The 21,214-nt window shown below is 57.9% G+C and carries 14 protein-coding genes and 1 pseudogene; 7 read left to right on the forward strand and 8 right to left on the reverse strand.

Features of this window, described 5'->3' with window-relative positions; genetic code table 11:
* Positions 1–41: 41 nt before the first annotated feature.
* The 3 genes from glmS to K5845_RS18490 all read left to right on the forward strand — a co-directional run bounded on the left by glmS (position 42) and on the right by K5845_RS18490 (position 4,044).
* The gene (glmS, locus tag K5845_RS18480; RefSeq protein WP_046478499.1) at positions 42–1,865 is read left to right on the forward strand and encodes a glutamine--fructose-6-phosphate transaminase (isomerizing); all 1,824 of its coding nucleotides are present in this window, start codon (positions 42–44) and stop codon (positions 1,863–1,865) included.
* Positions 1,866–1,994: 129 nt separating this feature from the next.
* Positions 1,995–3,077, forward strand: a complete 1,083-nt coding sequence (locus K5845_RS18485; RefSeq protein ID WP_287959658.1) for an SPOR domain-containing protein — start codon at positions 1,995–1,997, stop codon at positions 3,075–3,077.
* A gap of 181 nt (positions 3,078–3,258) precedes the next feature.
* Positions 3,259–4,044 carry a DUF502 domain-containing protein gene (locus K5845_RS18490; RefSeq protein ID WP_052743978.1) on the forward strand — a complete coding sequence of 262 codons (786 nt, stop codon included), beginning with the start codon at positions 3,259–3,261 and terminating at the stop codon, positions 4,042–4,044.
* Positions 4,045–4,061: 17 nt separating this feature from the next.
* Here K5845_RS18490 and recG read toward each other — a convergent pair.
* Positions 4,062–6,191, reverse strand: a pseudogene (gene recG / locus K5845_RS18495) (ATP-dependent DNA helicase RecG); the annotation flags it as partial.
* A gap of 283 nt (positions 6,192–6,474) precedes the next feature.
* Between recG and K5845_RS18500 the strand changes: the two are divergent.
* Positions 6,475–6,753 carry a succinate dehydrogenase assembly factor 2 gene (locus K5845_RS18500; protein WP_046478502.1) on the forward strand — a complete coding sequence of 93 codons (279 nt, stop codon included), beginning with the start codon at positions 6,475–6,477 and terminating at the stop codon, positions 6,751–6,753.
* A gap of 50 nt (positions 6,754–6,803) precedes the next feature.
* On the forward strand, positions 6,804–10,298 hold the full coding sequence (mfd, locus tag K5845_RS18505; RefSeq protein WP_287959659.1) for a transcription-repair coupling factor: 3,495 nt from the start codon (positions 6,804–6,806) through the stop codon (positions 10,296–10,298).
* 63 nt (positions 10,299–10,361) lie between these two features.
* On the opposite strand, the gene K5845_RS18510 is transcribed toward mfd, so the two are convergent.
* From K5845_RS18510 to K5845_RS18520, 3 genes are all read right to left on the reverse strand, one after another.
* Positions 10,362–10,580, reverse strand: a complete 219-nt coding sequence (locus tag K5845_RS18510; protein WP_046478504.1) for a hypothetical protein — start codon at positions 10,578–10,580, stop codon at positions 10,362–10,364.
* Positions 10,581–10,743: 163 nt separating this feature from the next.
* Complete coding sequence (locus tag K5845_RS18515; protein ID WP_244464917.1) at positions 10,744–12,348, reverse strand: class I adenylate-forming enzyme family protein; 1,605 nt, start codon at positions 12,346–12,348, stop codon at positions 10,744–10,746.
* The gene (locus K5845_RS18520) at positions 12,326–14,149 is read right to left on the reverse strand and encodes an extracellular solute-binding protein (protein ID WP_502814148.1); all 1,824 of its coding nucleotides are present in this window, start codon (positions 14,147–14,149) and stop codon (positions 12,326–12,328) included. The genes K5845_RS18515 and K5845_RS18520 overlap by 23 nt, the downstream gene beginning before the upstream one ends.
* Positions 14,150–14,513: 364 nt before the next feature.
* Between K5845_RS18520 and K5845_RS18525 the strand changes: the two genes are divergently transcribed.
* On the forward strand, positions 14,514–15,296 hold the full coding sequence (locus tag K5845_RS18525; RefSeq protein WP_046478507.1) for an invasion associated locus B family protein: 783 nt from the start codon (positions 14,514–14,516) through the stop codon (positions 15,294–15,296).
* Positions 15,297–15,502: 206 nt separating this feature from the next.
* Here the strand turns inward: K5845_RS18525 and hspQ are convergent, their stop codons facing one another.
* Together hspQ and K5845_RS18535 are read right to left on the reverse strand one after the other, a co-directional pair.
* Complete coding sequence (hspQ, locus tag K5845_RS18530) at positions 15,503–15,844, reverse strand: heat shock protein HspQ (RefSeq protein WP_046480393.1); 342 nt, start codon at positions 15,842–15,844, stop codon at positions 15,503–15,505.
* A 134-nt stretch (positions 15,845–15,978) separates the two neighbouring features.
* On the reverse strand, positions 15,979–17,031 hold the full coding sequence (locus K5845_RS18535) for an HpcH/HpaI aldolase/citrate lyase family protein (RefSeq protein ID WP_046478508.1): 1,053 nt from the start codon (positions 17,029–17,031) through the stop codon (positions 15,979–15,981).
* Between the two features lie 456 nt (positions 17,032–17,487).
* Here K5845_RS18535 and K5845_RS18540 point away from each other — a divergent pair, with 456 nt between their 5' ends.
* A complete protein-coding gene (locus K5845_RS18540) occupies positions 17,488–17,787 on the forward strand; it encodes a hypothetical protein (RefSeq protein WP_046478509.1) in 300 nt (99 codons plus the stop codon).
* A gap of 25 nt (positions 17,788–17,812) precedes the next feature.
* Here the strand turns inward: K5845_RS18540 and K5845_RS18545 are convergent, their stop codons facing one another.
* Positions 17,813–20,596 (reverse strand): DUF3772 domain-containing protein, encoded by a 2,784-nt coding sequence (locus K5845_RS18545; RefSeq protein ID WP_287959660.1) that lies wholly within the window; start codon positions 20,594–20,596, stop codon positions 17,813–17,815.
* Positions 20,597–20,781: 185 nt separating this feature from the next.
* Entirely contained in the window at positions 20,782–21,132 is a 351-nt protein-coding gene (locus tag K5845_RS21245) for a hypothetical protein (RefSeq protein WP_353736557.1), read from the reverse strand.
* Positions 21,133–21,214 lie beyond the last annotated feature (82 nt).

A 21,214-nucleotide genomic window follows, 5' to 3' on the forward strand; every position in this document is an offset into this window, starting at 1 on the left:
TCGTCCATTGGGATAGGGCAGGCGAAGGGGGCTACCGAGGTATGTGCGGAATTGTCGGCATCTTAGGATCGAAACCTGTCGCGGAAGATCTCATCGAGGCTTTGCGGCGGCTCGAATACCGCGGGTACGACTCCGCCGGGATTGCGACGGTGGAGAATGGTCACCTTGGACGGCGGCGTGCCGAGGGCAAGTTGCGCAATCTTGAGGACCGGGTTCGTGCGGAGCCGTTGAGCGGGCGCAGCGGTATCGGTCATACGCGCTGGGCAACCCACGGCAAGGCGAGCGAGACCAACGCTCATCCCCATATGTCGGACAAGGTCTCGGTTGTTCACAATGGAATTATCGAGAACTTCCGCGAGCTGCGCGCAAAGTTGCAGGCCGCTGGCCATACTTTTGACAGTGAGACCGACACCGAAGCCGTCGTCCACCTCGTTACCGAGGAGCTCAAATGCTGTGGCGATGATCCGGTTGCCGCTGTGCGTTCCGCGCTTGCTCAGCTGAAGGGCGCTTTTGCGTTGGCCATTCTGTTTGCTGGGCACGACGATCTCATGATCGCGGCGCGGCAGGGCAGCCCGCTGGCTATCGGCCACGGTGATGGTGAAATGTATCTGGGTTCGGATGCTATTGCGCTGGCCCCCTTCACCAACGCGATTACGTACCTCGAAGAGGGCGACTGGGCGGTCATGCATCGTTCAGGGATGGAGATCTTCGACGCGAACGGTGAGCGGGTGGAACGTCCGATCATGCGTTCGTCTGCAGGGCTTCAGATCGCGGACAAGGGCAATCATCGTCACTTCATGGCCAAGGAGATACACGAGCAACCCGAGGTCATCAGTCATACGCTGGCTAATCTGATCGATATGGCGGCGGGTCGCGTGAACTTTCCAGATCTGGGTGTCGATCTGTCGAAGCTCTCGCGTGTGACGATTTCAGCTTGCGGTACGGCGTACTATGCCGGGCTTATCGGTAAGTACTGGATCGAGCGCTACGCGCGGGTGCCGGTTGAGATCGATGTTGCGTCGGAGTTCCGTTATCGCGAACCACCGCTGCCTGAGGGCGGGTTGGCCGTCTTCGTTTCGCAATCAGGAGAAACAGCCGATACGCTGGCAACTTTGCGATACTGCAAATCTCAGGGGCAGAGGATTGCATCTATCGTCAACGTGCGGACTTCGACAATCGCGCGGGAATCCGATGCCGTGTTGCCGACGCTTGCCGGGCCCGAGGTTGGCGTTGCGTCGACCAAGGCGTTCACCTGTCAGCTTGCTGTGCTGGCAGCTCTGGCTATTGCGCTGGGACGTGCGCGGGGGGCGATCAGTGCCGAGTTGGAGCAGGAGCTCGTCGGTGCTTTGATGGAAGTGCCACGTCACATTTCATCGATGTTGAGTGACGAGAGCGTCTACGAGGCGCTTGCGCACGACCTGTCACGGGCGCGGGATGTCCTTTATCTCGGCAGGGGCGTCAATTTTCCACTGGCTCTTGAGGGCGCCTTAAAGTTGAAAGAAATCTCGTATATTCACGCAGAAGGCTACGCGGCTGGTGAGCTGAAACATGGGCCAATCGCGTTGATTGACGAGAGTGTGCCGGTCATCGTGGTCGCGCCAAAAGACGAACTTTTCGACAAGACAGTATCGAATGTGCAGGAGGTGGCTGCGCGAGGTGGCCAAATCGTGTTCGTTTCGAATGGCGAATCAGATGAAGTTGGTTGTGACGTCGTTGCGCATATCACTATTCCTGATGTGCATCCGTTCACCAATCCTTTGATCTATGCCGTGCCGGCACAGCTGATTGCCTACCACACAGCTGTATTTATGGGGACGGATGTAGATCAGCCGCGGAACTTGGCGAAATCGGTCACTGTGGAATAGGGTGTAGGCGGCGGAATTCTAAGTCGATCCTTTGGGCCAAGAATTTGCCTGGATAGCCTGTTTCACTTAGCCTTCTCAAAACGAAGTTTGGGGGTAGTGGCGTCCGTGTCGAGACGAGGGGACCTGTCTATGAGCGTACGACAATCAAGGACATGGCAAAGGCTTGCGGTGGCGTCGTTCGCCGCCGGGCTGTCGGTCCTCGGTGGTGCGAGCCTGCAGCCGACATACGTTCTGGCGCAGACTGTTTCCGAGGATGCCTCGAAGAAAGATCCCGCTGAAGCCCGCAAGGATGTGATCGCCGGCGTGAAAGCGTTCGAAAAGGGCAAGATGGATCAAGCCATCGCCGAATTGACCAAAGGTCTCAAAAGCGGTGGACTGGCACCTAAGGATACGGCGAAAGCGCTTTATTATCGGGGGCTCGCCAATCGGCGCTCGGGGCGCCCAGCGCAAGCGATCTCGGATCTGACCAGCGCGGTCTGGTTGAAGGAGGGATTGACGGAGACGGAACGTAAGACAGCGCTGGAAAATCGTAGTGCAGCTTACGGTGAGGCGGGGCTGAAAGACCCCGGAATGGTCGAGGCGAAAGGTGCAGCTGACTCGGGCACGACGGTGTCGAGCCAATCCTCCAGTGGTTCAGGTTCTTCGACGACCGTATCGTCGTCGTCAGGTTCATCGTCCAATCCGTTGTCAGGCGTCGGCGATTTCTTTTCAGGTCTCTTTGGTGGCGGGTCCTCTTCATCGGCGAACGCCAGTCCAAGCGCCTCCGATACGCCGCCGGCGAGCGGGTTAGAAACTGCGTCAACGGGGCCTTCAGTTTCCGCCTGGGATAGTACGACGCAAAAATCGACGGGCGCAACGCCAACGCCGCCGCCGACGCAGCAATGGCAGACCGCGGCGCGTCCCACCAAGCAGGCCGCTGTTGCTCCTCCGTCTAAGGCTGCCGCGCCCACTAAAAAGCTAAAAGGGCGCTATGAGGTTCAGGTCGCGGCTGTGCGTTCACGCGACGAAGCGGAACGTTTGGCGCTGGAACTCTCCAAAAAGCACGCGAGTATTTTAGGGGCGCGTGTACCTGAGATCGAAGAGACGGTGTTCGGCAACATGGGCACCTTCTACCGGATCAGCATCGGGCCTTTTGCCAAGGCTGACGACACGGCGAGCGTCTGCAAGGCGCTCAAGGCCGGCGGGTATGATTGCATGGTCGCTAAGAACTAACTTAGCGGGTATCTGCTGATACGCGTGCGGTGGTTTACTGGCGAAAAGACGAAAGCATGTGTTCAGCTTCGGCCCTTCCCGTGACAACATGTGCGGTGGTTTTAGGGGCAACTTTCCGGCGGGCAGAGTTACCGCGAGGGGGGAGCGTTCATTCGCGTAGCGCCAAGTGAGTTAGCGGGTCATGACGAAGCCGAGTGACAAGGAAGAGACGGAAGCACCTGAGCTAGAGGCCGCTGAAGGCCCAAAACTCGGGCCTATTACGGCTTTTCCTAATGGGCCGGGGGTGACGTTTGGTGCACGACTGCGCAACTATTTTCTTACCGGACTGATTATCGTCGGACCGGTTACCATTACGCTCTACATCGTCTGGTCGCTGATCAACATCGCGGACGCGTGGATCAAGCCACTTTTGCCAGAACGGTATCTGCCGGAAGCATATTTGCCGTTTGCCGTGCCCGGGATTGGCCTTCTGGTTGGTATCGTTGGGCTAATGGTTATCGGTGCGCTGGCCGCGAATCTCCTTGGCCGTACGCTCATCAGTTTCGGTGTGCAGATGCTGGATGGCATGCCGATTGTTCGCAACGTGCATCGCGGGCTTCGGCAGGTGTTTGAGGGTGTGCTGGTTGCGGCAGGGCCGAACCAGAGCTTTCAAAAGGTCGGCCTGATCCAATTTCCGTCGAAGGGATTGTGGTCGCTTGTTTTTGTGACCAGTGAAAAAACGGGTGAGATCAACATCAAGGTCAACGACGCTGGCGAGGATCTGATTGCGGTCTTCATGCCAACGGGTGTTGTTCCGCCGACAGGCTTCATCTGCTTCGTGCCGCGGAAGAATGTGACTATTCTGGATATGACTGCCGAAGACGCCGCCAAGATTATTTTGTCGGCGGGCATGGTCGTGCCAGACTATCAGGCCAGATTGGCGGCACTCGGCGCGGGTGCCGTGCCTCCGAAAAAGCCAAAGGCTTAGCGTTTGTCTGTGGGGCGTTAAGCGGCCCGGAACAAGCGTACCGCTTCATCGCATTCGAACAGATAGAGCAGGAGGCGAACGGCCTTTCCGCGCTCGCTTGTCAGCTTAGGGTCTTCAGCGAGAAACATACGGGCGTCATCGTGGGCTGCTGCCAGTAATTCGGATTGGTTTGGCACATTGGCAATACGGAAGGCCGGGAGCCCACTCTGGCGTGCGCCGAGAACCTCGCCGCCGCCACGTAGCTCCAAATCCTTTTCTGCGATCAAGAAGCCATCTTCCGTTTCGCGCATCATGTCGAGACGTGCTTCCGCGGTTTCTCCCAGCGGTGGTTTGAACAGCAGTACGCAATACGACTGGCGGCTGCCGCGGCCCACGCGTCCGCGCAGCTGATGAAGCTGAGCCAAGCCAAAACGCTCGGCGTGTTCAATCACCATGATTGAGGCGTTCGGGACGTTGACACCGACCTCGATCACAGTCGTCGAGACTAGGATACGAAGATCACCTGCCGAAAATGCCGCCATGGTCTGATCTTTTGTTGTCCCGTTCATCGCGCCATGAAGGAGACCAACGACACCCTCGCCGAAAATCTGGCTCAGGTGAGCGTGGCGCTCTTCAGCGGCAGCGAGTTCGCTGGTGCCCGTGCCTTCGATCAGCGGGCAGACCCAGTAGACCTGGGCGCCTGAAGCCAACGCGCGTCGCAATCCATCTACGACGTCTTCCAGGCGTTCCACGGAGGCTTTGGTGGTGACGACCGGTTTGCGCCCGGCCGGCTTCTCGTTCAATCGCGAAACATCGAGGTCGCCGTAGTGCGTCATAACGAGCGTGCGCGGTATCGGGGTTGCGGTCATGACGAGGACGTTTGCGCCGCCATCGCCTCCCTTGGCTTGCAGCGCAAGGCGTTGATGGACGCCGAAGCGATGCTGCTCGTCGATGACGGCGACGGAGAGATCGCGAAATTGGACATCGGGTTGGAAAAGCGCATGGGTTCCGATGAGGATGTCGATCTCACCGGCTGCTAGGGCGGCCAGAACGTGTTTGCGTGCCGCACCTTTCTCACGGCCGGTGAGAAGACCCAACCGAAGCCCTGCTTTTTCGGCGAGCGGGGCAATGGTTTCCAGGTGCTGACGGGCCAGAACTTCGGTTGGGGCCATCAGGGCTGCCTGGCTTCCGGCCTCGACCGCGATCGCCATGGCCATAAGCGCAACGACGGTCTTGCCGGATCCGACATCGCCTTGAAGAAGCCGCAGCATACGGCTTGGGCTTGCCATGTCGGCGGCGATCTCTGTGATCGCCGTTGTCTGAGAGCCAGTGAGCTGGAAGGGGAGGGCGTCAGAGATACGTTGGCGAATGGTACCGTCGCCCTTTACCGCACGGCCGCGCTGGGACTTCAAGCTCTGGCGGACTAGTGCGAGCGCGACCTGACCGGCAAACAGCTCATCATAAGCGAGCCGCTGCCAGGCTGGAGCTCCGTTCGATATATCGGTCGCGTCTTGTGGCCGATGAATGCGCGCGATCGCCTCAGCGGCTGAGGGCCACTTTTGCTGGTCGAGCCAGCTCGGATTTTGCCATTCGGGTAAGTCCGGGAGCCGCTCCAGGGCTTGCCGCGTTGCCTTCTGCAGGATTTTTCCCGACAATCCTGCTGTCAGCGGATACACGGGCTCAAGCATGGGCAGATCGTCGCGGGCGTCGGCTGCGACGATGTAATCTGGATGCGTCATCTGCAGCGTTTCGCCGTAGAGTTCGATGCGGCCGGAGATGTAGCGTTCCTCGCCTACGGGGAGCTGGCGCTCAATGAATTTGCGTTCGGCTCTAAAAAACACCAAATCAATGCGGCCGCTGTCATCCTCGCAGGTGACCTTATAGGGCGCTTTGTTGTTGCCCCGCGGGGAGGGCCGGTGTTTGAGGATGCGCACCTTAAGAGTGGCAATGGTTCCAGGAACGGCGTGGCTGATCGTGGGTTCAGCACGGCGATCGATAACACCTGTGGGCGTGTGCCAGAGCAGGTCGATGATGCGGGCTTCGCTGACGCCAGCGGGCAAATCCAGGGCTTTGCGCAGTAACGCGACCAGTCGTGGACCGATGCCGGTCAAGGATTGGGCTGGGGTAAACAGAGGCTGGAGTTGATCGGGCCGCATACGACGGAATTCCGTTTGGGGGTACGTGTGTTGTTTGGACGTGTTGGATCAAAAAACGCTTATACCCCGATCAAGTCCGGTTTTGGGGTTGCGGAGCATGCGTGTTTTGCCTGGTCCCCGCTTTTCTCAAGGTCTTGTAGGCGTTATAGGAACGCAACCTGTCAAAGAAGCAATGTCTCCCTGAGCTAGGTGCCGTCTGAGGCGGCTTCGGGTGCGGTCTGCTAATTCGGCTTGAGACCTGTCGGCGCGAAACGCTGCCAAGGAATACCGTGACGGGTGAACAGGAGAGGGACAATTGGACGAGAGCCTCGATATACGACGGCGCCGTGCGCTATACCGGGCCAACCATCGCGGTACAAAAGAAATGGACCTTTTGATGGGCCGGTATGCGGAAGCGCATCTAGAGGCCATGGATGAGGCTGCGTTGGATAGTTTCGAGCGATTTCTCGCTCTAGCCGATCCAGATGTTCAATCGTGGATACTTTCCGCGTCGGATGCGGATCGCCGGACGCCCATCGAACCGGAATTTGCTGACCTCATTCAATCGCTCAGATCGTTTCACGGATTGTCCTGAGCTTCGCCGAACAGTCATCGGCCCACATTTAAGGAACGACGTTAGCTATTATGAGCGGCGCTACCCCTAAAAACCACGATCTGCTGCTGACAGGTGTCCCGGAGGGGCTGGATGCACTTGTGCTGGCCAAGCTCGCTCAGGAAGCGCAAGGCGCTGAGGGGCATGCGGGTATTCTGATCCACGTCGCGCGCGACGATCGCCGGGTCGACCAGCTCGAGGGTGCGCTGCGCTTCTTCGCGCCGCAAATTCGCACGATCTCTTTTCCAGCGTGGGATACGGTCCCCTATGACCGGGTTGGGCCTAATTCCGATATTGTGGCGCGTCGCATCGCGGCACTGGCCAAGCTGACGATCGGGCGTCGGAAAGCGCCTACCCTGGTGCTAACCACCGTCAACGCGATCCTGCAACGGGTGCCTCCGGTCGCCTTCGTCCGCAGCTCCTTAAAGCAGATGGCAGCTGGGCAGCGGATCGATATGGGGCGATTGATCACGCGATTACAGCTCGCGGGATTTACGCGCACTGGGACGGTGATGGAGCCGGGAGAATATGCGGTTCGGGGTGGCATTCTCGACCTTTTTCCGCCGGGCAGAACCAATCCGGTTCGGCTCGATTTCTTTGGCGATACGCTGGAGAGCATAAAATCCTTCGACGCGGAAACGCAGCGCACACTCAAGCCTTTGCAGAAGATTGTGCTCATGCCGATTTCCGAACTGGCGCTGGGGGATGCAGCGACCAGCCGTTTTCGCAGCCGTTACGTCGAACTGTTCGGCGGAGGGACAGGCAGCGATCCGCTCTACGAGGCCGTGAGTGCGGGCAGCCGCTATCCGGGGCAGGAGCACTGGCTTCCTCTCTTTCATGAGCAACTCGATACATTGGCGGACTACGCGCCGGATTCTGCCATTTCATTCGACCACCGCGCCGATGAGGCTGTGCGGCAGCGTTTCGAGCAGATTGCGGAACATTACGAAGCGCGCACGCAGGCGCTTGAGGTCGAAGCCTTCGGCGCGCCTCCATACAAGCCTGTGCCGCCAGACCTCATGTTCCTTGATGGGAAAGCGTGGGGTGAACTTCTGGGGCAGCGCCAAGTCTATCGTTTGAACCCGTTTGAGACGGGCGAAGGCGCGGACGTACGCTCATGGAATGGCCGCCCCGGACGAACGTTCGCGGCCGAGCGCCTAGCAGGAGACGTCAATGTTTTCGACGCTGTCGTCAGTCATATCGCGGCGCTAAAGCGTGAACATCGGCGCGTGATGATTGCGGCGTGGACGCCCGGTGCTCGGGAGCGGCTTGCCGGATTGCTCAACGATCACGGTCTAAAGGAGACCCGCAACGTTGAGAGTTTTGATGCGGCTCTGGAGCTTCCGGCGGACGTCACGCCCATGGCTGTGCTCGGTTTGGAGCAGGGTTTTGTCACTCCCGAACTCGCGGTTATCGGTGAGCAGGACATTCTTGGCGACAGGCTGGTGCGACCGCGGCGGAAAGCCCGTCGCGCTGTGGACGTTCTTACGGAAGCAACGAGCCTTTCCGTTGGCGATCTCGTTGTGCACGCCGATCATGGTATTGGCCGCTTTGCAGGGCTTACGACGATTTCCGCACTCGGCGCGATGCACGATTGCCTTGAGCTGATCTATGCGGGTGGCGACAAACTGTTCGTGCCGGTTGAGAACCTCGAACTGTTGACGCGCTATGGTGCGGAGGACGGTTCGGCTCAGCTTGACAGGTTGGGTGGTGTCGCATGGCAATCGCGGAAGGCTCGGCTCAAGAAGCGCCTCCAGGAAATTGCTGGCGAACTCATCAAAATCGCAGCGCTACGGCAATTGCGCGAGGCGCCGGCGTTGGCCCCTCCGGCTGGGGCCTTTGAAGAGTTTGTCTCGCGTTTTCCGTATGAGGAAACCGAGGATCAGGCCGCCAGTATCGATGCGGTGATCGAGGATCTTGGGGCGGGCCGTCCAATGGATCGCCTTGTTTGTGGCGACGTTGGATTTGGCAAGACGGAAGTCGCGTTGCGTGCAGCCTTTGTGACTGCGATGAGCGGCCTTCAGGTCGCAGTTGTCGTCCCAACGACGCTTCTTGCCCGTCAGCACTTCAAGACATTTAGCGACCGGTTCAAAGGATTGCCGCTCAATGTGGCGCAGGCTTCCCGGCTTGTGGGTGCTAAAGAGCTGGCTGAAGTGAAGGAAGGGTTGTCAAACGGGCAAATCGATATCGTTGTGGGAACCCACGCGCTCCTCAGCAAGTCGATCAAGTTTGCCCGGCTCGGGCTGCTGGTGATCGACGAGGAACAGCACTTCGGTGTCGCGCACAAGGAACGCCTCAAGCAGCTACGTGAAGATGTTCATGTTCTCACGCTATCGGCGACGCCTATTCCGCGGACACTTCAGCTTGCGTTGACGGGTGTACGCGAGCTGTCTTTGATTACGACACCGCCGGTCGATCGTTTGGCTGTGCGCACGTATATCTCGCCGTTCGATCCCGTCATTGTGCGCGATGCACTTCGCCGCGAACGGTATCGTGGCGGTCAGGCATTTTATGTCGTCCCGCGATTGAGCGACCTTCCTGATGTCAGAGAATTTTTGACAGAAGCGGTGCCCGAACTTCGCGTGGCGACGGCACACGGGCAGATGACGCCAACTGAGTTGGAAGACGTCATGACTGCGTTCTACGAGGGGCGTTACGACATTCTCTTGTCGACGCCAATCGTCGAGTCCGGTCTCGATGTGCCCAATGCCAACACGCTGATCGTCCATCGTGCCGATATGTTTGGCTTGGCGCAGCTTTATCAGCTGCGCGGGCGGGTGGGCCGCTCGAAGGCGCGTGCGTATGCCTACATTACGACGCCACCGGGCAAAGCTCTGACGGAAGGCGCCGAGAAGCGGCTCAAGGTCTTAAATTCATTGGACTCATTAGGGGCAGGTTTTTCGTTAGCGTCGCACGATCTGGATATTCGTGGTGCGGGCAACCTGCTTGGCGAAGAGCAATCCGGGCACATCCGCGAAGTTGGCTTCGAGCTTTATCAGTCGATGCTGGAAGAAGCCGTGGCTGCAATGAAGGGCGGCGAAGGCGGCGAGTTGAAGGATCAGTGGAGTCCGGAAATTTCGCTTGGTACGTCGATCCTCATCCCCGAGAGTTACGTCACAGATCTACAGCTGAGGCTGGGACTTTATCGCAGGTTGGCCAGCCTTGAGACACGTGCGGATATCGACAATTTTGCAGCGGAATTGGTCGATCGCTTTGGTCCCGCGCCGGAAGAGGTTACCCATCTTCTGGATGTCATGGAGATCAAAGGTTTGTGCCGTCAAGCTTTCGTTAGCCGGGTTGATGCTGGTCCCAAGGGCGCGGTGTTGTCGTTCCATCAGAACAGCTTCCCCAATCCGGAAGGCTTGGTCGAACTGATGCAGCGATCCCGCGGGCTTATCAAATTGTTGCCCGATCATAAGCTGGTGTTCAAAGCGGAATGGGATCTACCCGAACAGCGCCTGAAGGGTGTTCGGGGGCTGGTAAAGCAGTTGGCGGAAATTGCGGAACGCGAGCGTAAGGTCGCGTAAAAAATAGGGTCGGAGAATAGACTTCTCCGACCCCGAAATCGTTACCCTGTGATCCCGATCAGATTACTTCTTCTCGGACTTTTCGGGTTGCGCTGTGCTCATGCTGGGTTTCGTTCCCCACTCCGAGCGCATTTCAAATACTGCTTTGGCGGAATCAGTTGGAAGGGCTGGGCGGCCCGCTACTTCCACTGCTTTCTCTCCGCCCTTTTTGTCTTGCGCCAGTGCGGGCTGACTTGCAATTGCTGCGACCAGCAATGCCGCGACAGTCGCTACAGACTTCATGTTGCTTCCTCCTAGTTACTTGCAAAACTTGAAATGACTAACGCTTCACAAGCTAGGTGGTTCCGTAACAATTTAAAGGGGTGTTTAAGGATATACCGTTATCTGAAGTTATATAATGTTGGCATGTTCTTATTTTTCCCGGATGATGTTTCCTCGTTTGTTTCTATCTGGTTTCCGAATTTTCCATTGGTTCTTCTTCTTTGCTCAGAATAGATCGTTTGATCTTCCCATTGGCGGTACGGGGCAGCTTGTCGATGAAGCGGATCTCGCGCGGACATTTGTAGGCTGCAAGGCGAGAGGCTGCGAAGGCGAGCAAGTCATCCTGCCGAGGAGGTGAGCCGGAATTTTGGGCAACGATGAACGCGCAGAGAATAGTTACGCCAGAGCTGACTTCCAGCGCTGCGCATGCGCATTCTGCGACATGAGGATGTTGCACGAGTACGGCTTCAACCTCTTGCGGGGCAATCCGGTATCCGAGCGCCTTTATGACATCGTCGGCGCGCCCGAGATGGCTGATGTAGCCCTCGCTATCCATGACGCCAAGATCACCACCGACAAACCAATCGCCGCGTATCACCGCGGCTTCCTCGTCCGGCCGCTTCCAATATCCGAGCATCAAGCCTGGATCTGTCCGATGGATAGCTATGAGGCCCGGCTCTCCGGGCGCAAGAGGTTCGTTCCCAGCCTCTTCGCTGAGAATTGCGATGCTGCGACCCGGTTGTGCTCGGCCAACTGTTCCAGACTTTCTGGGAACGGTTGGGCTTGAGGAAATGTACGTGGAGATTTCGCTCATGCCGAGTGCTTCGTAGAGCTGGCGGCCCGTGCGCTCTGTCCATTCCTCAAAAAGGTCCGGTGGAGGCGCTTCGCCTGCAATGAGAGCATGGCGGAGAGTCGGCATCCGTGTCGGGTCGACATCTGCGTATTTCAGGATCTGACGGATCAGACCTGGTACGGCAGCAAAAATTGAGGCCTCGGTTTTCTCGATCAGATTTGGCCAGACGGCAGGGTTCTTTTCGCCGGTAAAGATGATGGCGGTTGCGCCATTAGCCCACGGGTCCGTCAGTCCGGTGCCGAGTGTGAAGGTCCAATTGAATGCCCCAGCGTGTAGAACGCGATCTTCAGGCGTGATGCCGTACCATCCTTGATACATGGGGCGGCGCCCCCACGCGGCGCGGTGGGCGTGGATCACCCCCTTGGGGGAGGCTGTGGTCCCGGATGTGTAGATCAGATATGCCGGATCATCAGAATGTGTGGCGACGTAGTCGCTGCTTTCTGGAAAGTCGATCAGGTGATGCAGCTCGCTGCGTCCGTACAGTGCTACGTTTGATGGCAAAGCGCTGGCTGCCTGCTCATCGTCACAGATGACAAGTTCGGCTTCGCTGTCGGCGACGATAAATGCCAGCTCTGACGGTGTGAGGGCCGCTGACGTCGGGATCGGTACGAATCCGGCTGCGATTGCTCCGAAAAAGGCCAGCGGGAAGGCGCTCGTATTGCCGAGGCTTAGGACGATCCGGCTGCCGCGCGGCAACCCGCGAGCGCTTAGTCCGGCGGCTACGCGGCGCACCGCTTCATCGAGTTCGCCGTATGTCCAGACCTCAGCCGGTGTTTTGGCGGAGACATCCTCAATGACGATCAGCGCAGGTTTGTCGGGGGGGCGCTGGGAGGCCGGAGCAAGACAATACGCTGCGAGATTTAAGGCCTTGGGGGGAGGCTGCCCTGAAAAGCCGAGGTGACTGCTTTGCGTTTTATTCGTTATGGGATGCTTCAACCGCCTGGGCCTTCTCAATGGTGGCGCTCCACCATGTGTCGACCTGATATCCAAACAATGATGTCTGCTGAGGCTGGCCGAGGTGGTGCCAGTAAGCGACCCATTGCTTTTGCAGATGGTAGAGCGGAATTACGTAATCTCCCGACAACAGCGCTCGGTCAAGAGCGCGCACGCTGGACACGAAGTCTTCTGGTGCTTCGGCCGTCAGCATGGCAGCGATCATGGCATCGACGGCGGGACTCTTGACCCCCGGGTAGTTGAAGGTGCCGTCACGGTCGGCCAACGCCGATGACCAACGGAAGAGCTGCTCGTTGCCTGGCGAAAGTGAGGAAGGCCAGCGTGTCTGAATCATGTCGTAGTCGTATGTCTTGAGCCGCGACTGATACTGCGCACTGTCCACTACGCGAATTCGCGGCTTAATGCCGAGGCGTTCAAGGTCGCGCGCGAAGCCTAAGAAAAGACGTTCTTGGGCTGCCGTTGCGGCTAATATTTCGAAGCTGAGCTGTTGACCGGTTTCCTGTGAAAGCAGCTTGCCGCCTTCGAGCTTGTAGCCGGCGTCGTTTAGAAGCTTCAGGGCGGTGCGCCAATTCTCACGATTACGTCCTGTGCCGTCAGATACGGGGAATTGATATTCTCCCATCATGAGTTCCGGCTTTATCTCCGAAAGATAAGGCGCCAGTAATTTTTTCTCGAGCGCGTCGGCAGGCTGGCGGGTGCTGGCGAGCATGGAACGCTCGAAGTAGCTCTGCGTACGGCTATAAAGCCCATGATAGAGGTTGCGGTTGATCCACTGGAAATCGAAGAGATAGATCAGCGCTTGCCTTACGCGCTGGTCAGCGAAGACAGGGCGGCGGGTATTGAAGGCGAGAGCAGACATGCCCGCCGGCAAACCGATATCGAATTCGCCTTTTATGATGTTACCATTGGTCACCGCGCGGGTGTCGTAGCCTTCCGCCCAGCGCGAGGGGTCTTCTTCTGGGCGTATATCGATCCTGCCAGACTTGAATGCTTCGAACATGGCGGCGTCGTCACGATAATAATCAAAACGGATCTCATCGAAATTGAAGCGTCCACGATTGATCGGAAGATCCTTGCCCCACCAGTCTGGGTCGCGCTCGTACACAATGGAACGGCCGGGGTCGACCTGTGCCATCTTATAGGGGCCTGAGCCTATAGGGGGGGTCAACGTCGTGCGCTGAAACGTGTCCTCATCGAGAAGGTGGCTCGGCAGGATCGGCATCAGGCCCAGAATAAGTGGCAGTTCACGGTCGTCGGGCTCAAGATCGAAGCGGACGCTCAGATCGGAAAGCCGCTCGGTTTTCGTGACCTTTGTGTAGTACGCGCGATGGTTGGGGCGGCCATGATCGCGCAGGACGCGCCATGAAAATAGGAGATCATCTGCGGTTACCGGGTGGCCGTCCGAAAAGCGCGCGTCGGGGTTGAGGTGGAACGTGACCGTACTGCGATCCGGCGCCAGTTCGACGTGCTGAGCAAGCTGCGCATAGAGCGTGAAAGGTTCGTCGAGGCCGCGTGTCAGCAGGCTTTCATAGAGAAATTCGCGTAGGCCCGCACCAGGGTCGCCCTTAATGATCAGGGGATTGAGGCTGTCGAATGAGCCTTGGGAGCCAAGGCGCAAGCGACCACCCTTCGGCGCGTCAGGATTGACATAATCAAAATGCTTGAAGCCTTCCGAATGCTTAGGTGTACCGTGCATGGCGATGGCGTGTGTTTTGACAGCTGACGCTGGAGACGGCAAAACGGCAAAACTGAGCAAGGCGGCCGCGGTCAGACACAGCCGCATGACACCATCGCGTTGAGTAGAAATCACGGGTTCACAAATCCTTTGAGTGGTGTGCTGACAACCGGGGTGAGCCGTGTCGTCTCGTTCTCGGCTGAATTCTACCACACTTGTTGGTGCAATAGAGGCAGACGGCCAAGCCTCTGGCGTGAACTTCGAAAGCCTAAGCGTTGCGGATTTGCCACGATGTGTCTGATGAGGTCTAACAATACAAATTCAACATACGTCACGTCACGCGATCGCCTTATTCCACGCCTTAGTGCGATCGCGCTGGCGTGATTGTGGCCAAGAAAATAGAGCGCAGTGTTTGCGCCAAAGAGGGGCTGAGCTGGCGGGACTAGCTCTCAACGAAAGGTTGATGTGTCAAATGACTATTAAGGTATGGCAGTCCAAGCGGTTTGCGCTTGGTGCGGCACTGATGGCGGCAGCGGCAATTGCCATGCCGGCACATGGGCAGGAGAAGAAGGGCGCGGCTCCAAAGCAGGCGGCGGCCCAAGCTCCGGCCGCCAGTCAGAGCGCATGGGTGAAATTGTGTGAGAAAGCCCCTGTCGTTACGGGTGTGGACAAAAAAGATAAAGGCAAAGTCGTCCGTGAAGATAAGACGATTTGCCTGACGCACCACGAACGTCTCGATGGCAATACTGGCATGGTTCTGGTTTCGGCGGCTATCCGCGATGTTGAAGGCGCTGATCACAAGAGCCTGATGGTGATGGTCCCGCTCGGTATGGCGCTTCCGGCTGGTGTCCGCGCTGCGGTTTACAGTCAAGAGCAGTGGACGAAGGCCGCTAATAACGAAAAGATTGATGAGAAGGAACTCAAGCCAATCAAGCTTGAGTATTCGCTGTGCCATGCTGCAGGCTGCACGGCTGAAGCCGAGGCAACGCCGGAACTCATCAATCAAATGAAGAAGGGCGGTGGCCTGATGATCCTCGCGGTCAACGCTGGCGCTCAGCCGATTGGCTTCCCTGTTCCGCTGTCCGGCTTTGCTGAAGCGCATGACGGTAAGCCCGTCGATAACGAGCAGTACGCAAAGGCACGAAGCCAGTTGATGGCGCAAATTCGTGAGCGCCAGAAGGCTGCCATGAAGGCGTTCCAGGACGCTCAGAAGGACAAGGCTGGTGCGGCCAAGAAGGACGAGAAGAAGAAGTAATCAATTTTCATGGTCGGTGCGGTTTTTTCCCGCGTCGACTTGAGGTTCCCCGGTTCAGGACCAGTCGCAGCGCTGCCGTTATTTTCGGCGGCGCTGTTTTTTTGCTTGGATGGAGGGTGGAGATAGTTTTAGCCGCTGCCATGCGCCTTCTGCGGGCGGCTCGGCTCACCCGCCCACAAATGAATTTTTGACGCTGCGTGTGCGGGTCAGTGTGCCTGCAAAAACAGGGGCTGGAACTGGCCTTCCTCGTCCTGATGGAACAGCTCTTCGATCTGCGGGTGACGCAGCGGTGTTCCAGTCTGGTCGATCACCAGATTCTGTTCCGAGACATAGGCGATGTATTCGCTGTCAGCATTTTCAGCGAGCAAATGATAGAATGGTTGTTCGCGATCAGGGCGGATTTCCTCTGGGATCGCGAGAAGCCACTCTTCCGTGTTGTCGAAGGTCGGATCGATATCAAACACAACGCCCCTAAAGCCGTAGTGGCGGTGCCTTACCACCTCTCCGACATTGTATTTGGCGCTTTTAATTTTATCGGCCGTGCCCATGACTGCTTTCAGAACTTCATTGTTTCGTTTTTTGGAACCCATTCTGGTATTCCACGAGACTGCATCAGTCCTGTCAACACGTTCGATAGGTGAAAGATGGGCGGCCAAGGTATGGCCGCCACACCTGCCTTGGCTCAAAGGCCGTAGGCGCTTGCCAGCTCTGGATCCTTGGATGCGACAATTCGCGCCAAGTCGACAATGACCTTTGCCTGCTTCCACGTCGCGTCGTCTTGCATCTTGCCGTCAATCATAACCGCGCCTGTCCCGTCCGGCATGGCTTCGAGGATGCGCTTTGCAAAGTCAACTTCGGCAGGATCGGGACTGAACACCTTTTTGGCGATGTCGACCTGGCTAGGGTGAAGAGACCAAGCGCCCAGGCAACCCTGCAAGAACGCGTTCATGAACTGGCTCTCGCACGCTGCCGGATCAGAGAAGTCACCAAAGGGTCCGTAGAATGGCTTGATACCATAGGCCATGCACGCGTCGACCATTTTGCCGACGGTGTAGTGCCAGAGATCTTGCTGATAAGCGATGCGCGGTGCCCCGGCTTCCCCGGCGTCGGCTAGCACGGCGTAATCAGGATGCCCACCGCCGACACGGGTCGTCTTCATGCCGCGTGAGGCTGCGAGGTCGGCAGGGCCTAAGCTCATGCCATGCATGCGTGGGGACGCTGCAGCAATAGCCTCGATGTTATTTACACCTTCGGCGGTTTCGAGGATGGCGTGAATGAGAATGGGTTTCGTGATGTTATGCCGAGCTTCAAGCTGTGCCAGCAGCTGATCGAGATAGTGGATGTCCCACGGTCCTTCGACCTTCGGCAACATGATGACATCGAGTTTATTGCCCGCGCTCGCGACGATCGCGGTGATGTCGTCGAGTGCCCACGGTGAATTCAGGCAGTTGATACGTGTCCAGAGGCCAGTGGAGCCGAAATCGTGTTCCTGCGCCATGGAGATGAAGCCGGCGCGGGCGGCTTCCTTCTCGGTGGCTGGAATGGCGTCTTCCAGGTTCCCGAGGATGACGTCGACCTTCTTGATCATGTCGCCGAGCTTGGCGCGGATCTTTTCGTTGTGCGGGGGGACGAAGTGAATCATCCGCTCTAACCGGACTGGCAGAGTACGGAAGGGTTCCGGCGCACCGATGGCGAGAGGCTGGAAGTGTTTGGCGGGCGTGCGCGTAACAGTCATCGGTGGGCTTTCCTATTTCATTTTATAACGATTGTTGCGCTGCACTGTAGAGGGGGTTGGTGCCAAGTCAACGCGGCGGCAGAGCGCTGTGTTTGAGGCTGCTGCAACTTTTTTAAGGGCTAAGCGTTTTGGTGAGCTTGGGGAGACTGAAAAAGGTCGTCTCGCGGCGGGGGAGCCACCGCGAGACGCCACGGCCCCGCTTGTACCAGCGCGCCCGACTGACGGTCTTGCGCCGGTGCCGCCAGCCGTAAACGCCTAGTAGTGCGTACGGTTCCATTCCTACGTCGGATTTTCAGTTGTGTGTTTTTGCTTGCGCAAGCTGTGATCTTGCGCTTGCCCGCGGCAATCTCCGCGAGCCCCGGTTCCAAAATGGTGCAGCTCAAAACGCATTGTTAACTAGTGCAACGCCATAGTTAACCACGTGGACGCCGCCAACGGACCGAAAGGCTGCACGACATGCTGGATGATACCGCTTCGCGCCAACTTGCAGATCGGCTTACGCCGAGCCGGTTGCCGCACAGAGTACGTCTGGTTTTGATGTCTGCGGGCGTGGTCATGGCGGTTACGCTCGTTCTGGCGGCGGGTAACCCCGATCAGAAGCGGATCGTGGCGGATGTGAACAATAGGATTGTAGCGCAGCAGGTTTCTCAACCTGTCGTTTCCAGACCGGATGAGAGCGCTACGGCTTATGGCCGCGCGATTGCAGCCATGCGGGGTACTATCGATCTGGCCTCCGCACAAACCGCGACGCAATAATCATCACAGAGACGGCGTTGCTGTGTCAGGTTTGTGGGGCCTCGTCTTCTCTGTCTGACTTCACCTGCTGCGCGGATGCACGGTTCTGTAGGAGCTTGGCCAGTACGATCTTCAGTCCGTCCAGGTCGCGTAGATGAATGTCGCGTTGCGGGAACGGGAAGCCAATTCCTTCCTCAGCAAAACGTTTGACGATCTGGGTGCGGAGTTCTGTCTTCGTCCCCAAGGTTTTGCCGACATCGATGATATAGACCCTGAGAGAGAACTCTAATGCGTTGTCGCCAAAATTTTCAAAGGCGACAAACGGCGCTGGGTGTTTTGCTACAAGCGATGAGTTTTCCGCAATGTCCATGAGGACGGAGATGACGTGCTCAGGGTCCGCTCCGTAATTCACACCAACAGGTATCGTCAGGCGCCCCATCGCGTTGCGATGGGTGTAGTTGATTACGGTACCAGTAATCAGTTCCGAGTTTGGGAGAATGACGCTCGCTCGATCGAATGTCTCGATCTCGGTTGCACGGACTGAAATGCGACGAACGTACCCGCCCTGGCCCGCGACATCGATCCAGTCGCCGACCTTAATCGGGCGCTCGACCAACAAGATCAAGCCCGACACAAAGTTATTGACGATTGATTGTAGGCCGAAACCGATACCAACGGACAATGCACCGGCGACCAGCGCGATGTTGGTGATATCGAGGCCCGCGTAGGAGATAGCGGCCAGCGATGCGACGCCAATTCCGAGATAGTTGACGCCGGTTGAGATCGAGTTGCTCAATCCCTGATCCGTGCGCTTGGGGTGCAAAACCGTTTCGGAGAGCCAGCGCTGTAGAACGCGTGTCAGCGTTAAAAGGACAGCGAAGATGCCCAGAGCGATTGCGATGCGGGCAAGTGAAATCTGGACGCCGCCGATTTCGAAACCGAACAGAGCACGGTTTGCGAGGCTGCCGATGTCTGCGGTGGAAAAGCCGAAGGATAGCAGCAGAACCGGGATGCCGACGACCACGAGGATGCTGTCCAGTACGACAGCCGTGATGCCTGCCATCCGTCGCCGCAGGTCGATCGAAAGACCATGAGGATCTGCGGCCGCGGCTTGAGCTCCCGGATTTTGATCTGGTTCCGCTGCTATTGCTCGATTGGCGAGGTAGAAGAGCAACAGAAGGATGATCGCAGAACCGGTCATCAACACCTGATTGCCGACGTAGCGCGCCAAGGCGATGTAGCCCCCGACAAGAGCGACGACGATCACTACGGCCGCTAGCAATAGGGGCAATCGAATGAGCTCTGCTCTCAGTCTCGCTAGCGAGCTATCGTTATCGACCGATAGTGGGAAACGCATTCGGGAGACCAAGGCGAATAGAACGGCCAGTAAGAGGCTGGCGGTCAGGGTCGTTACGATGCTGAAGGGCAGCGGTAGATAAAGAAGCCTGATGAGTTCTCGTAAGGCGAGATCAATCACGTAGACAGCGGCGATCAACTTTATCAGTCGTGCAAGGCGCCGCGCCGTCTGATTGTCGAATTCCAGGACACGCCATGCAGGCTGGTTGGGTCGCAAGTACGCCCTCGCGAGGGCGGTGCTGACTTTGTAAATGATAACGCCTTCGAGGATCGTCGCGGCTAGGTAGCCGACCTGGAGGTAGAGCAACCCCAGAAAATCGAGCCCGAAATACAGCGCACTTGCACCAGCTATGGCTGGGATGGCCCGTAAAGGGGCTTGAGCCCCGGCCATCGACACTTTCAAATAAAAACCTGGATCTGCGATCTGCGATGCTGAAAGGCCGCGCAACAGACGCAACATTAAAAGCTTCAATACAGCGTAGAATGCGAAGCTACCCAGAATGACAGCAATCGTTGCCGGGAGCTGGATTAAAACATTGGACCACCAGCCAGCGGTAATTGCCTGTACTTGAAGTTTGGCACTCGGGACAGCGCGCCAGATTTCCTCCCAGAAGGCTGGGGCCAGTGGCGACCGTGAGCGTCGCAACAGGTCGCGCGTGAAGATATCTTGTCTCAGTTCTTGGACACGACCGGAAAGCTGTCGTGCGCGAACTTCAACGAGGCCGGCTGTTTTTATTGCGCCATCGATCGCTGCGGCTATGGCATTCAGTCTGCTGCGTTGCGCGGCGATCGTGGCAGATTCTGGCGGTATGTCTTTGCCGTCAGGCGCCGGACCAAGTCGGCTGATTTGGGATCGAACATCGTCGAGCTTGGGGCGGAGTTCACGGGCTAGACGTTGCGAGTCCGCGATTACGGCTTCGATCACAGGGAGTTGGTCGATGAGCTCTTTATCGCGGCCTTTGACGCGCTCTACGCTTTTTTCCAGCGCTTCTATGCGGCTTTCAAGGCCCTGGGCTTGGTTCAAGCCGTTTGTGATATCAGCGGGCAGCTCAGTCGGTGTCGGTGCGACCGTATTCGCCGGGGCCTCGCTTTCCGACGACTTCTCGGATGATGCTGCGGGCCGTGCGTCCCCGTTGGTAGCCTGACCGTTGCCATTGGTTGGCGCCGGAGCTGCCGCTGGGGTGCCGTCTGCCGTCGGGGTATTGGTGCTGGGTTCGGTTTTCGTTTGGGCGGGTGTTGCGGATTTTTCCGCCTTGCCTTCGGCCTTTTTTGCTTCGTCAGGCTGCTGCGCAAACTTTTCAGACGGCCACTGCGTACGGCGGGCGGGCGGTGCCCCGGCCGGAGCAGGCTCGCCCGTTGCGGATGGTGGTGTTGCCGGTGGTGCAGTCGGCGTCTGCGCGGCCAAAGGCAGCGCGCCCATGCCAACAAGTGCTAGGATCACATAAAGGCCGAGCCGCCTGATATCCGCAAACATGACAATCCTTGTTCAGGCGGCGGCGTTTATTCGTCGGCCGCGCAGCTACTCTGACTGTAGATGGCCGTAAAGACGGCATAAAAGCCGATGAAGAGCTCTTAGTTGGATGCGTCAAATGCCGCACAGGATTGCCAGTGCGCGCTCATGATCGCAACCCCTCAGTGCGCCGCACCCTCCCCAACCTTTCAAGCTTCCGTCTTGCCGGCGGTGCGTGCGGGACGCGAAAACGTGGGCTCGACGACCTCGCCGTTGCTTACGACTGGCTTGCCATCTTTGATGCCCGTTTCAATCACGACATCCACTGGACCACCGGTCATGATCAGGTGTTCGGTATCGTCACGTCTGATGAGTACCAATCGCCGCCGACCATCAAGGTTCGTTTGCGCCACGACGTCGAGACGGGGCTCCTGGCGGGCGCGAAATAAGCCCGCTGTCGGGCTGACACCTTCGGCGTAGCTGCGCCAAAGCAAGCCACCAACGACGATGGATGCGGCAACGAAGGCGAAGATCGCGAGATAATAGAGAATGTCCAACATTCATTTCCCGCGCGGACGGTGCCGCGCCCTTTTTTGGCTGATGCTTCAAGGTTGCCCCTTGCGGGGTGAGCCGTCTATCGAC

This window comes from Filomicrobium sp. (assembly GCF_025698805.1).
GTDB lineage: Bacteria > Pseudomonadota > Alphaproteobacteria > Rhizobiales > Hyphomicrobiaceae > Filomicrobium > Filomicrobium insigne.